The sequence below is a fragment of the Pseudomonas coronafaciens pv. oryzae str. 1_6 genome (genome assembly GCF_000156995.2).
In the GTDB taxonomy this organism is placed as follows: Bacteria; Pseudomonadota; Gammaproteobacteria; order Pseudomonadales; family Pseudomonadaceae; genus Aquipseudomonas; species Aquipseudomonas tremae.
In genome coordinates this window covers 129,654-142,790 of the sequence record NZ_CP046035.1, presented here as the reverse complement: position 1 = coordinate 142,790, position 13,137 = coordinate 129,654, and the positions used below count along the sequence as shown (strand labels likewise).

General features: G+C 56.0%; 14 protein-coding genes. 8 read left to right on the top strand and 6 right to left on the bottom strand.

Annotation, left to right across the window (positions count from 1 at the left end; all coding sequences use genetic code 11):
* Positions 1-385: 385 nt before the first annotated feature.
* Positions 386-799 (bottom strand): TetR/AcrR family transcriptional regulator C-terminal domain-containing protein, encoded by a 414-nt coding sequence (locus POR16_RS00705; protein WP_024671391.1) that lies wholly within the window; start codon positions 797-799, stop codon positions 386-388.
* 52 nt (positions 800-851) lie between these two features.
* On the opposite strand from POR16_RS00705, the gene POR16_RS26760 reads away from it, so the two are divergent.
* The 4 genes from POR16_RS26760 (at position 852) to POR16_RS00685 (ending at position 3,112) form a co-directional block, all read left to right on the top strand.
* The gene (locus tag POR16_RS26760) at positions 852-980 is read left to right on the top strand and encodes a hypothetical protein (RefSeq protein ID WP_005887891.1); all 129 of its coding nucleotides are present in this window, start codon (positions 852-854) and stop codon (positions 978-980) included.
* A gap of 311 nt (positions 981-1,291) precedes the next feature.
* Positions 1,292-2,056 (top strand): hypothetical protein, encoded by a 765-nt coding sequence (locus POR16_RS00695; protein WP_005887889.1) that lies wholly within the window; start codon positions 1,292-1,294, stop codon positions 2,054-2,056.
* 241 nt (positions 2,057-2,297) lie between these two features.
* Entirely contained in the window at positions 2,298-2,654 is a 357-nt protein-coding gene (locus POR16_RS00690) for a DUF4190 domain-containing protein (protein WP_042932000.1), read from the top strand.
* A gap of 17 nt (positions 2,655-2,671) precedes the next feature.
* Positions 2,672-3,112 (top strand): DUF805 domain-containing protein, encoded by a 441-nt coding sequence (locus POR16_RS00685; RefSeq protein ID WP_024671413.1) that lies wholly within the window; start codon positions 2,672-2,674, stop codon positions 3,110-3,112.
* Positions 3,113-3,229: 117 nt separating this feature from the next.
* On the opposite strand, the gene POR16_RS00680 is transcribed toward POR16_RS00685, so the two are convergent.
* The gene (locus POR16_RS00680) at positions 3,230-3,625 is read right to left on the bottom strand and encodes a hypothetical protein (protein WP_005887883.1); all 396 of its coding nucleotides are present in this window, start codon (positions 3,623-3,625) and stop codon (positions 3,230-3,232) included.
* Positions 3,626-3,807: 182 nt separating this feature from the next.
* On the bottom strand, positions 3,808-4,695 hold the full coding sequence (locus tag POR16_RS00675) for an SDR family oxidoreductase (protein ID WP_005887881.1): 888 nt from the start codon (positions 4,693-4,695) through the stop codon (positions 3,808-3,810).
* Between the two features lie 97 nt (positions 4,696-4,792).
* On the opposite strand from POR16_RS00675, the gene POR16_RS00670 reads away from it, so the two are divergent.
* Positions 4,793-5,614, top strand: coding sequence for a helix-turn-helix transcriptional regulator (locus POR16_RS00670; RefSeq protein WP_042931999.1), 822 nt, complete (start codon positions 4,793-4,795; stop codon positions 5,612-5,614).
* Positions 5,615-5,876: 262 nt separating this feature from the next.
* On the top strand, positions 5,877-6,551 hold the full coding sequence (locus POR16_RS00665) for an HAD family hydrolase (RefSeq protein ID WP_005887877.1): 675 nt from the start codon (positions 5,877-5,879) through the stop codon (positions 6,549-6,551).
* Positions 6,552-6,656: 105 nt separating this feature from the next.
* On the opposite strand, the gene POR16_RS00660 is transcribed toward POR16_RS00665, so the two are convergent.
* The 3 genes from POR16_RS00660 to POR16_RS00650 form a co-directional block, all read right to left on the bottom strand.
* Positions 6,657-8,285 carry a methyl-accepting chemotaxis protein gene (locus POR16_RS00660; RefSeq protein WP_005887875.1) on the bottom strand — a complete coding sequence of 543 codons (1,629 nt, stop codon included), beginning with the start codon at positions 8,283-8,285 and terminating at the stop codon, positions 6,657-6,659.
* Between the two features lie 489 nt (positions 8,286-8,774).
* Positions 8,775-9,029 (bottom strand): hypothetical protein, encoded by a 255-nt coding sequence (locus tag POR16_RS00655; RefSeq protein ID WP_005887873.1) that lies wholly within the window; start codon positions 9,027-9,029, stop codon positions 8,775-8,777.
* Between the two features lie 82 nt (positions 9,030-9,111).
* On the bottom strand, positions 9,112-9,582 hold the full coding sequence (locus POR16_RS00650; protein WP_005887871.1) for an Lrp/AsnC family transcriptional regulator: 471 nt from the start codon (positions 9,580-9,582) through the stop codon (positions 9,112-9,114).
* Between the two features lie 370 nt (positions 9,583-9,952).
* On the opposite strand from POR16_RS00650, the gene POR16_RS00645 reads away from it, so the two are divergent.
* Together POR16_RS00645 and POR16_RS00640 are read left to right on the top strand one after the other, a co-directional pair.
* The gene (locus tag POR16_RS00645) at positions 9,953-11,107 is read left to right on the top strand and encodes a cysteine desulfurase family protein (protein ID WP_005887870.1); all 1,155 of its coding nucleotides are present in this window, start codon (positions 9,953-9,955) and stop codon (positions 11,105-11,107) included.
* 1,175 nt (positions 11,108-12,282) lie between these two features.
* Positions 12,283-13,107: an energy transducer TonB gene (locus POR16_RS00640; protein WP_080268051.1), complete on the top strand. Its 825-nt coding sequence runs from the start codon at positions 12,283-12,285 to the stop codon at positions 13,105-13,107.
* Positions 13,108-13,137: the final 30 nt, after the last annotated feature.

Below are 13,137 nucleotides of genomic sequence, written 5' to 3'. Positions count from 1 at the left end.
AAACCTTCAGATGGACAGTTCTTACTTGACCCAAAAAACGAGGAGGCCAGAGTGTCAAAATCAGCGGCAGCACAGCATAATCGGTGACTTCTCGTCGTGTCGTAGAGATTTCTCAACCAGTATAATGTGTAGTTTTTGGCACCTCTCATCTGTTTGACTGTTTAAATTTAATACTCAGCATTAAACGATATGTTTATTAAAATGATCCTAGAAGATATTTTCGAATAGCAAGATTCGGTCCCAATCGTCGTCGCCAAATACTGTGTTACGCGACTAGTCAATATGACACTACCAAGAATAACGCCTCAGTCGACCTCTAAAAAGCTCCTCACGAGGCCTTAACCTATCAGCCGAATTCCCTCGAAAACAATAAAACCCAACCCCCTCAACCCAACAACCCGACAACCCCAACCAACTTCAACCCCCATTCCACCCGTGCCGGAATACCTTGAATCAGATCCCCCCGATCCTCACCCAGCAGCGCTCTGAGCTGATGCGGGGCGAACACCAGGTCGATGAATTGGCGGGCCAGTGCGTCAGGGTCCGTGGGTTGGTCCGGGCCTGCCAATATTGCCGAACGTACTCTGGCGAAACCGCCTTCCCAGCCTATTCGGTTGACTTCAGCAGCCAGCAGCGGGGTGCGGTTAGAGGTGGCTATCACCAGGCGCATCATTGCCAGGGTTTCGGCTTGCAGCGCATGTTCGAGGATGCCTTGGCCCACGTGCCGCAGGCGGCCTTTGAGTGGGAGCGCTGGAGTCGTTGCGGCGGGCACCAGCAAGGCGGCTACGTGGCGTCGCACTACAGCTTCGAACAGCGCTTCTTTGTTGGCGTAGCGCGCATAGAGGGTGGCTTTGCTGGATGACGCTCAGGGCTTGCGCCGTGCCATCGCCGGTTCGGGTTGTGTGGTGTCTACGCTCAACGGCCTGGAAGAGGTGATCATCCGGCAGCAGGGCAGGCTGTTGGAGGCGGCGACGCGCTGATCAATACACAAGTGCAGGAGAAGTGGTTCTGGGCTTGGGCCTTGAACGGTTATACAACTACCGTCTCCGGTGACGTGATCAAGTTGAAAACAGCTAAGTAAGTACTGCTCGTTTTCAGAAAGCCCGGTTCGCCGGGCTTTTCTGTTTCTGGCTATTGGCGGATGCGCTGTCGGGCGATGGCCCGAGAGCAGCTAACATAGAGCCGATATGTGTAAGGGTATAAGCCAGATGTAATCCCGAGCAGACACGCATCGTTGCCAACCGCTAAAAGGTTTAGCATCCAGCCCACCCCCAGATATGAAGCCTTCTGCATGACTGCCTTCTACCTTAAGTTGCTCATCACCCCCGCGCTCATGCTGGCCATTTCATTGGCGGCCAGGCGCTGGGGCACTGGCGTGGCGGGGCTTCTCTCTGGCCTGCCGATGACCTCGGCACTGGTCATGCTGTTTCTCAGCCTTGAGCAGGGCACCGCATTCGCATCGATGGCGGTGCCCGGAGCATTGGCCGGGCTGGCGGCGATTCAAGCGACTTATCTGTTTTATTTCCTGGCCACTCGACGCGTTTCAGCGATGGCTGGATGCGTCTTGGCCTTGATGGTGTATGGCGCAACGGCCTTTTTGATGAACCTGTCGGGATCACTGGCGCTGTCGATCATGTTCACGCTGCTGATGGTTGCGTTGATCATCGTTGCCACCTCGAAACAGACGCCGCCCGAAGTAGCGGCATACGTCGCGCTGCCACGCTGGGTCATCCCGATGCGAATGTTGACGGCCACCCTTCTGCTGCTGGCGATTACCGCAAGCGCTACCTGGCTCGGCCCTGTGGTCAGTGGGCTGCTGGCGCCGATCCCGGTCATCGCCTGGCCGCTTGCAGTGTTCGTCCACGTCCAAGGCGGACGTTATGAACTGGCAGCGATAGTGCGGGGCAATGCCATTGGCGCTGTCGGGGTGGTTAGCTTTTACCTGACCCTCAGGTATTCCATATTGCAATGGGGCGCGCTTCTGTCTATTACGACTGCCGTTTTGTTGGCTGTGGTGGTGACGGCTGTGTTGGCCAGGGTGTTGGCGAAGCGGTAGTGCGTATAAATGGCTCCAATGCGACGCTGACCAAAATCAGTCATCCATAGATACCGACGATTAAAGCGGCAATGGCACACACGGCAAGCCGACTGCCTGTTCGGAAAATATGCTGAATTTCTATCATGCGACCTTATATTTAATTAACTAATCCTTGGCAGCACCAACGTTTTACCCCAGAATTTCACAGCGTCTAAACGCTTGCTCGTGGCGTGAACGCTATTTGATATAGGGAAATATAATGGCGATGGTCTTCTGTCGTGGTTGTGCAAAGGAAATACATGAAACGGCGCTCAGTTGCCCACAATGTGGCGCCAGTCAAATCTCCGCAATACCCGCAAAACAGCTGCGCGACGCAGGCTCTCCGTGGATGGCTATCACCTCTCTGGTCTTGAGCATCGTCTGCACGCTGGCCCTGTTTGACGATGGCGAGTGGGACCTGGACACCATTGTCGGGCTCGGTATGTTCTCAATAGCCGGGCTTGTTCTGGGCGTCATCAGCATCAACAAAAAGAAAACCGGTAACGGGTTGGCGATTGCGGGGACTGTTCTATCCGCCGTGTCGCTACTGATATTCATTGGATTAATTACTAACTGATTTAGGGAAGAATTGAGATGGTATTTTGTCGTGGTTGTGCAAAAGAAATCAGTGACGACGCTGACACGTGCCCACATTGTGGAGCACCGCAGCTGGTCATTTCACCTGCCGGTACAAATACAGATACCCCACCTTCAGGAAACTGGTATTTCGAAGTTCTGAAAAAATATGCCGTATTTACCGGTCGGGCACGCAGAAAAGAATACTGGATGTTTTTCCTGTTCAACGTGTTGATCTCGATGGTCATCGGCTTTGTCGGCGGACTGTTCGGCGATGGCGGCATACTCACTAACCTGTACTCCCTGGCCGTCTTGGTCCCAGGTGTTGCAGTGGGTGTTCGCAGGCTACATGACACCGACCGCAGTGGCTGGTGGTTGCTGGTCCCGATCGCCAACCTCGTGTTCCTTATTCAAGAAGGCCATCCAGGCCCTAATCGGTTTGGCCCAAGTCCTAAATAAATGCTGTTTGAGGATGTGGTCGTTTGACCGCATCCTCGCTCACACTAGACTATTTGCGCGAGTACCCCGGCAAACAGATCAAACCTCGACCTGAACCCGGGCCCCTGCACTCAATTCTTAATTAGCGAAACTCGCTCTAAGGCGCTGACCCGCATATTGCTGAGCCTCCTGAACTTTCTCCATCACCGCAGCGGCGCCGAGAGCACCACCGTCGTATAGATGGCGGCAAGCGATTACCCAGCCTCCACCATGAAAATACAGCACCACCGGAAACGGTCCTTTTCCCTCAGCCGTATAGACAGTCGCGGTCAATATTTCGGCAGCGCCCTGCACCATTGTTTCAAGGCTGGTGACACCCGATACCAAAGCGTTCGGTGAACTGTCGCGCTTCATATCACCCAACACGCTTTTGTCTGCATCAGCGATGGTCGGCTGCTGGCAAGCCTCTTCGAGTACGGTCTTTTCTATGCCTTTGGTATCGAGGCTGGCGTACTTTTTCAGGACGTTCTGCATGTTCTGCTACCCGAGTCAGTTTGCAGCATGCTCTTTGTGCCGCTTACTGCCAGTTCCTGCACTGAACGCCTTTCCGGATCGCGAGCGCAACGCGCCAATATCGTTGTGCCTACGATCATCAGTCTGAGCAGGTTAATAACAATTCGGTTTTTTTTGCCGAGTGGTAATGCCGACTGCGGCCACTAACCCTTCAAACAACTTTCCAAATCTTCAATCAAACCTGGCCCATCGGGCTGCCATCCCAAGCGCTCGCGTGTCTTGTGACTCAGGCTGATCATGTCCTTGCCCACAAATGTCGACAGCCAGCCGAAGTGCGCGGCAGCCTCATGGGCGGGCACGGCCAAAGTGGGCAGACCGAGGCGTTCTCCAATAGCCTCGGCAATCAGGCGAAAAGCGATGCCTGATTCGGCAGTCGCATGATAACGAGCCCCCGGTCGATGCTTCTCCAGAGCGAGGCGGTAGAGGCGCGCCGTATCTTCAAGGGGCGCTGCGGACCATTGATTCAGGCCCCGATCAATATAGGCCGAACATCCTTTTTTCTGCGCGTGCTTGATGACTTCGCTGACCAAGCCTTGTTTGACGGGGTTGTGAATCTGCGAGAGGCGCATGACCACTACGTTGACGCCGCGTTGCAGCAACGCCTGCCCGGCGAGTTCCGACGCGACCCGGGGGTTGGAATGCATCGGATCGAAATGATCTTCATCTGCGGCCTGCCCTAGTGATGAAGAGCCCATCGCCGTGCTGGAGGTGATAACCAAAGGGCGATTCGAGCCTTCCAGCGCAGAACCTAATGCGTCGATAACGCGAGCGTCATTCTGGCAGTTGACGACGAAGCGCGCGAAGTTGTGATCAAAGGCTGTGTGAATCACCGCGTCGCACTTTTCTGCGCCACGTTGAAGGCTGGACAGGTCTTCGATATCCCCGCGATGGAATTCGGCTCCTAGGGCAAGTAGAGCTCGAGCCCCCTCCTCTGAACGTGTCAGCCCCACTACTTGGTGGCCTGCGTTGATCAGTTCCCGGATGACCTGAGTGCCAATAAAGCCTGTGGAGCCGGTTATAAATACGCGCATATTAAAATCTCTCTTTGCTTAAGTCGCCAGAGTGCGCGTAACGTTTATCCGGTAAAAGACGTGACGTTATCAGGGTATAAAAACCAACAGGATCATCATGACGAACTCGCTGGGAAAGTATTTGAAGGACTGTAGGGCTCGTCTGGACCCTGCGAGTCTGGGTCTTTCCCAAACGCGTCGTCGTACGCCAGGCTTGCGTCGGGAAGAAGTTGCCCAACGCGCCAATATCAGCGCGACGTGGTACGCATGGCTGGAACAGGGGCGTGGTGGATCACCGTCTGCCCAAGTCCTCGGACGGATCGCGCAAAGTCTCTTGATGACCAAACCCGAGCGGGAACACTTGTTCATGCTTGCGTTTGGTCATCTGCCCGAAGTTCTCTACAGCGCGCCTGAAAGTGTGTCGCCGCGCTTGCAACGCATTCTGGATACGCTCGCGTTTAGCCCTGCTTTTATCAGGACAGCCACATGGGATGTTCTAGCCTGGAACAACGCTGCGGCGGCCGTGTTTACTGACTACAGCCTGCTGCCCCCAGAGCAGCGAAACATCATGCGTTTGATGTTTTGCAACTCCGCCACGCGGGCCAAACAGGATGACTGGTATGCCGTCGCGCGCTTTATAGTCGCCGCATTCAGAGCAGACGCCACACGTGCCGGGGCCGCGTCGGAACTTCACGAACTCGCTGACGAGCTCTGCACACTAAGCGTCGATTTCGCGACGTTATGGCGCGACAACGATGTGCGTTCACAGGACGAAGGCACCAAACGCCTGCGGCATCCGGATCATGGGCTGATTGAGCTGGAGTATTCGAGCTTCGCGGTGGACGGTAGGCCCGATCTGTCGATGATTGTTTATAACCCGGTTGCCACTGATGACGCCGAGCGAGTTCAGGCGCTGGTGGAGAGTTACTTACAGCGTTAACGCGGCTGGAGAATCATCAGGCTTTTCTGCTACCAGGCTGCCCTCTGCCCGAAAGATCGAACCGCCATCCCACCACGCACTCAGAAAGTATCTGACCTCAAAAAATCAGCCCTTTCCCGTCAATTGGCAACGACTTATCTGGAGCCCCGGTACAGCCGTCGCTTCAGCGATGATCGCCTTACTCCCGACACCCCAAACAGGTGTCGAGCACAAAGCTCCGGACCTCGCCAGTTGGTCAATCCGAATTCAAAAGAGTAACCCTATGAGACCCCAAACCTCCTTCATCTTCGACCTCGACGGCACGCTGACTGACAGCGTCTACCAGAACGTCGCCGCCTGGAAAGAAGCTCTGGACGCAGAAAATATACCGCTCGCGATGTGGCGCATTCACCGCAAGATCGGCATGAGCGGTGGGCTGATGTTGAAGTCGTTGTCACGTGAGACTGGTTTGAACATCAGCGAAGAACAGGCCGAACGGCTCAGCGAAAAGCATGCTCGGGCGTATGAGCGGCTTCAGGGTCAGATCATTGCGCTGCCTGGCGCCATCGAGTTGCTTGAGACGCTCGACAAGGAAAACCTCAAGTGGTGCATCGCCACGAGCGGTGGGCTTGATACGGCGACGATCAACTTGAAGGCGCTGAAACTGGACATCAATAAGATCAACATCGTTAATCGTGATGACGTCAGTTACGGCAAGCCTGACCCGGATCTGTTTCTGGCGGCAGCGGAGAAAATACAGGCGCCTATCGACGAGTGTCTGGTGATCGGTGATGCCATCTGGGACATGCTGGCGGCACGTCGCTGCAAGGCAACTGGTGTGGGTCTGCTTTCAGGTGGCTATGACATTGGCGAGCTTGAGCGGGCGGGCGCGCTGAGGGTTTACGAGGACCCATTGGACCTGCTGAACCATCTGGACGAGATTGCCTCTCGTCCCTGATATGGGAAAGGCAAAGTCAGCTAAAAACGCTGCAACTGTTGCCGCGCCTTAGATAACCGAATGTATTCCCCCGCTGCGAACGGGAGAATACTTTTTATCGGCGAATCAAAGTTTGAATTGTGCAACCAGCGTGTTGAACGACGTGGCCAGACGCGACAATTCCTGGCTGGATGCACTGGTCTGATTGGCACCCGCTGCCGACTGCGCACTCAATTCTTGAATGTTGACCAGGTTGCGATCCACTTCGCGTGCAACCTGGGCCTGCTCTTCGGACGCAGAAGCGATGACCATGTTGCGCTCGTTGATCGTCCCCACCCCACCGGTGATTTTCTCCAGTGCGGCACCCGCGCGCTGCGCCAGCTGTTGGGTGTTTGTGGCGGTCGCAAGGCTTTTGCTCATGGCAGCCACCGCGCCGTCGGCACCGGACTGCACGGTGCCGATCATGCCTTCGATTTCCACCGTCGACGCCTGGGTCCGGTGAGCCAGCGCGCGGACTTCATCGGCCACGACTGCAAAGCCTCGGCCTTGTTCGCCGGCACGTGCCGCTTCGATAGCAGCGTTGAGTGCAAGCAGGTTGGTCTGTTCCGCGATGCTGCGGATAACCTCAAGGACCTTGCTGATATCCCGCACATGGCCGGCAAGCGTCGTGACAGAACCCGTGGACTCGGTGATCTCGCTGACCATCGTGCCGATGCCTCTGACCGTGTCATCCACTTGCCCACGCCCATCAACGGCATCGCTGGCCAGCGTTTTGGAGACATCTGACGTGGACACCGCATTTCGGGCCACTTCCTCTACCGCGGCAGTCATTTCGTTGACCGCCGTAGCCGCTTGCTGAATCTCGTCATTTTGCCGTGTGAGGCCGCGCGTGCTTTCTTCCGTCACAGCACCAAGTTCTTCGGCAGCGGAAGCGAGTTGGTCAGATGCGCTGGAAATCTCCTGAATCGTTCGTTTCAGGCTGCCTTGCATGGTGCCGATCGCATTGAGCAAGTGCCCTGCCTCGTCGCCACGCGTACTGGAAATTGATTGGGTCAGATCACCTGAGGCGATGCGCTGGGCAACTTCGATCGCTGTTTTCAGTGGTCGGGTGATCATGCGGGTGATCATGATGCCCAGCATGATTGCGACCAGAAATGCGATGACAACCCCGACCGACAACATCGTGACCGAAGTACTCTGCAGCTTGTCAGCCTCCTCCGCGCCTTCTTTGATCTGACGTTTATTGGAGTCCGTCATTATCTGGAGATAGCCACGGGCTTTGTTGAAATCGCCTTCCGCCAGCTCGTTCAGTCGACTGCGAGCCTCCTCCAGATTACCGGCATCCTGCAGTGCGAAGATTTTCTGGGCGGCAGCGATATAACCCGGCATTACGGCGTCGTATTGATCGCCAGCGACACGCTCATCATCTTCCAGCGGAGTAGCCCGGTAGACCGCATAAACTTTCTGAGCGCGTTCCATTTCGCCATTGATGCTGTTACGCATCTTTTCTGCGGTGGGCTTGTCCTTGGCATCGAGCAAACGATAAAGGCCCCGGTTGTGAGTCGTCAGCGCGGTCAGGGTCTCGTTTGTACTGGCGACCGAAACCAGGTTATTCGAGAACGTCTGCTGCAGCGCGTAAGACAGCCGGTTGATCCCGAGCATGCCGAGACCGCCCACAATCAGCGTGATGATGGCGCAGGCGATGAACGAAGCCATGAGTTTGCTAGAGAAACTGGTGCGATTTATCAGGTTCATTGATTATCCATCATCGTTAAATGGTCAGTGCCATTCAGAAACCCTGAGGGCTTGAGGCGAGCACTACGAGGCGGTTTTGTCCCTGCCCTTTCATGATTCGCCCCACAGGCTGAAAGAATAGTCGTGCAATTCCTGCGTCACCGTTTAAATCTGGTTTCGATCCACGAAAGCAGCGGTGAGCGAGTAAACACTCGCGCCCAGACGACGAGCCTTGAAAACTTAGAGCCTTGAAAAACAGTCACCACGCTCTGGTTTTCGAGAGTACTTAAACCTATCGGCGGGACTAAATCTTTCTTGATAAATCAACGTTTATATAACTAAAGCACTGAAATCCACGCCGAAAAATGGAATAAGAGCAAAGCCAGAACCGCGCGGAGATATTTGTAGTGATGAATAGATCGGGCAGCGGCGGGCCTTGAAGATGGCAAGGCACCGCCGGATGTTCTCGAGCACTAATGCGTCAGGAGTAGAGCAGGAAACGCTTGGCTGTTAACCAGGCGAAACGCCGCCGCCCTCATCCGCCACAATATCCGGATCGTCCGAATACACTTCCGGCTCATCATCCTCATAAGCCTCTTCGTGCTCGGTGCGCTTCTTCACTTCGTCACCCTGTGCCGAACCGACACCTGGCGTGTTCGCATTCATGGCGAGAACAGGATCGGCTTCGCGGTCGTACTGGCCCAGCATGGCGCTGGCAGGGTCTTCTTTCGGGACGCTGTTTGTGAGTATCGGATCGGTCGTCATGTCAGCCACCTTTTGGTTTGCCAAAGAAAGTGGACGCAGCAGGAGGCTAAGGGTTCGATTCAATTGACGAGCGTGGCGTCGTTCATCCGCCAAACGATGCATATTGCAGTGGCAGGCCGGTGGTGAACTTTATCTGTTCCATTGCAAAACTGGAGCTCACGTCGCTGATACCGGGAATGCTGATCAGCTGTTTATAGATAGCGTCGTAACCCGCGATATCGGCGACTACGATGCGCAACATGTAATCGGTGTCACCCGCCATGCGATAGCACTCGACCACTTCAGGCAGGTCACCCACGGCGGCGTGGAACTGTTCTAGCCATGCAGCGTTGTGCTGGTTGGTGCGAATCGCGGCGAAGACGCTGACTGACACATTCAGTCGGTGCGGATTGAGCAGGGCGACGCGGCGGTCGATGATGCCGGCCTCTTCCAGCTTCTGGATGCGTCGCCAGCACGCCGTGCTGCCAAGGCCGATGCGCTCGGCAATGTCTGCGACCGAGCGCGTGCAGTCGGTTTGCAGGATATCGAGGATTGCCCGGTCAAACTTGTCCATAAGTGATTCCTGATTCAAGTCGGTACTGATACTGATCGTTCCTCACGCCATGCGCTCAGCCTCGTGAGCAAGCTCACTCCCACAGGGACATGTACTCTACAAGAAGCTGGGGCATCAGCCCTATTTGCGGGCTTTTCATGACTTGCGTATAACGCCGGGCAATGGAGCGTGAGGAACGAGATTACTGCATGTCGGGGATCATAGAATTTTTAATCGTATTAATCTAACCATAAGCGAATAATTTTTCACATCCGCTGCCGACATTCAGGGAAATATCAAAAAATTTTCGCCTCGGGATCAGTAACCTTTCATGCCATCAGCCTTGCGAGGCTGGCCCCTGACTCTGACTCGATTACAAAGTGAATTGCCCATGACCACCTCTGCGCTCTACCTGGATTACGCCGCTACCACGCCTGTCGATGAACAGGTTATCGAAGCCATGGTTGCCTGCATGGGCCGCGAAGGTCATTTCGGTAATCCGGCGTCCAGCGGGCATGGCTACGGTCAGGTTGCGCGTCAGGCGGTCGAGCAGGCGCGCCGCCAGGTGGCTGACGCGGTGGGCGCACCAGCGGATACCGTGGTCTGGACATCCGGTGCCACCGAGTCGAACAACCTGGCGATCAAGGGCATTGCTCACGACAGTACAGCGCAGCGTCGGCACATCATCACCAGCGTTCTGGAACACAAGGCGGTGCTAGACACAGTCAGCACGCTGGAGCGTCAGGGGTTTCCTGTCACTTGGTTGAAACCGGACGCCAAAGGCCTGATCCAGCCTCACGCCGTACAGGCTGCCCTGCGCGAAGACACACTGCTGGTCTCGTTGATGCTGGTGAACAACGAGTTGGGCACACTGACCGATATCGCCAGCATTGGCGCTATCGTGCGTGAACACGGGGCGCTGTTTCATGTGGACGCTGCGCAGGCAGTGGGCAAGGTGAAGGTCGATCTGTCCAGGCTCGACGTGGACCTGATGTCATTTTCTGCGCACAAGGCCTATGGCCCCAAAGGTATCGGCGCTCTGTATGTAGGACCGCGCGCGCATTCGCTGCTTCAGGCGCAGATACACGGTGGCGGGCACGAGGGGGGCTTTCGATCAGGCACGCTGGCAACGCATCAGATCGTCGGCATGGGCACAGCGTTTGCGCTGGCGATCAGTCAGGCCGATGCCGAGAATCGTCGTATCGAGGAACTGAGCCATCACCTGCGTGAAGGGTTGTTGGCCTTGCCGGATGTGCAACTCAATGGCTGTCCGGAACAACGCATTCCGCACACCCTGAACCTGTGCATCACCCGCAGTGGTTTCAGCAGCTCGCAGTTGTCACACAGCCTGGCGCTGTCCTCGACGTCGGCATGCAACTCGGCCAGCAACGCGCCCTCGCATGTGCTGCTTGCGCTGGGTATGGATTCAGCGAAAGCCTTGGCCAGCGTTCGCGTCAGCCTTGGCCGTTACACCACGCAGGCAGATGTAGAGCGCGCCATCGAGGTTTTCAGCAAGGCGCTCAGCGCACCTGCTACGTTCTGGTAGTCAGAGCACTACGCTTCGAGCCGCTCATCCCGTAGTGGCTCCCCCCTCGCATTTCCTCCTGTCTGAAGCCCGCAAAGGCTGCCTGGCTGGCAGCCTGCCGCGCGCTTTTCATGAAAATGTACCTCTCCAGATACAAAAAGACACAAATTGGCACAGTTCTTTCAGGTGGAACTGTCGTGCCATCAACCAATGGTGCTCACTGCATTCAAAGGGGTGCTTACACGCACCAACGTGCAGTTTTCGGATGCCGACGCGTCCATTAACAGTGCAGGCGACAGATCAAAAGTCTCGTGCCTCGCCAGGAAAGGAATCTAGCTGTGACAAATGAGTACCGTTCAAGACCCATGCCGCACCGACGACCAACCCTCGCACTGGTGTTTGACGTCGACCAGCCGCGCCCACCGGTTTCCTCTTTTGCCGTACCCGTCGGCCTTTTATTGAACACCCGACACTTTTTTACGTAAGCGCATTCGCGCCTGCCTTAGGACGTTCTGATTGATTGATCAGGGCTGCGGGTAACTGTGCGCGCACTAAAAGTGTAGTGCCTGTCTGACTGACAGTTTCCGCAACTAACCAGCAAAAATTGTCGAACACTTTTTATCGGGGCTCATCCCTGTTGGCCATCTTATTTACGTGGCTATTTATTCCAGAACTTTATCGATCGCCGACACTCGAGGGGACCGCCCAGAACAAACAACCAACTAACGCACCAACCTGAACACGTGCATCCTTTATTGGTGCATACCGAAAAGTGACCCGCAGGTCATGCTTTTCCAATTCGTCTGAACAGTCAGAGGGGTTGGTTTCACCCCAGGATTTAGTTAAAGGATCAGCCTCAAAGTCAGTATTTAGTGATCGTGGCGCCGTATTCGATAAATAGTTGCAGGAATGCGACGCGCAAGCGTAATCAACGTGCAGCCCACGAGCCTTCTGGCACAACGGTTGCAATGCATCCACTCAGGAACACGACTGTACGTGCGCGTACATGACGATAAGAAAACAAGGATTAGCAATGGGAACGCCATAGTTTAGAACGCGCCACCCTCTGTGAACCTGCACCGCGTGCAGGTGCAGCGGTGTCATGCACCTGATTAACGTGCGGATAACCACACTCGAATATTCATGGAATATTCGAACGGCCTTTTATTGCCCTTCAACTACCCGAGGGAGCGTTAATGAATGATGCGGTAATAATGAAAGCGGTCCCTTCCCCCTCGCCCGATGACACTTCGACGGCGTGGCAGGGCATCCCTTTCAACGCCAATACGTCACGCCCGGGCGGCTTTAACAGGCCGCAAGTAATGGTATTGATTGCTGCGTCAGTACTTATTCACGGGGTGATCTGGTGGACCATGCAAACTGCCCAGCCAGCCGTGCCGGAAGTTGCGCCGCAAGTTCCGGAAATGACCATCGAACTGACCAGCCCGACACCGCCCGCGCCGGAACCGCCGCCGCCCGAGCCACCACCTCCGCCACCTCCCCCGCCGCCGCCACCCGAACCGGAACAACCGGTCGAGGACCCGGACGCGGTCGAGCCGCCCCCCAAACCGGTGGAGAAGCCAAAGGTCGAGAAGCCCAAGCCGGTGAAGAAAGTTGAACCGGTGAAAAAGCCTATACCGCCCGCGCCGACGCCTGCTGCGGCACCAAGTCCGCCTGCGCCGCCAACCCCTGCGCCCGCGCCTCCGGCACCCGCTGCAGCACCCGCCCCGGTCAAGGAGAGCGCTGCTGTGTCCGGGCTCGCCAGCCTGGGCAACCCGCCGCCGGAATATCCGGGGCTGGCCTTGCGCCGCAGTTGGGAGGGTCGTGTGGTGCTGCGCATCAAGGTACTGCCCAACGGCCGTGCAGGCGCAGTAGAGGTGACCAAATCCAGCGGCAAACCGGTACTGGACGAAGCGGCTGTAGAGGCCGTGCGCAACTGGAAGTTTATTCCGGCCAAGCGCGGGGACACGCCGATAGAAGGCGTCGCGACGCAGACCATTGACTTCAAGCTGCCGGAATGACCCGGCACCTGACAACCGACCATTCAATTA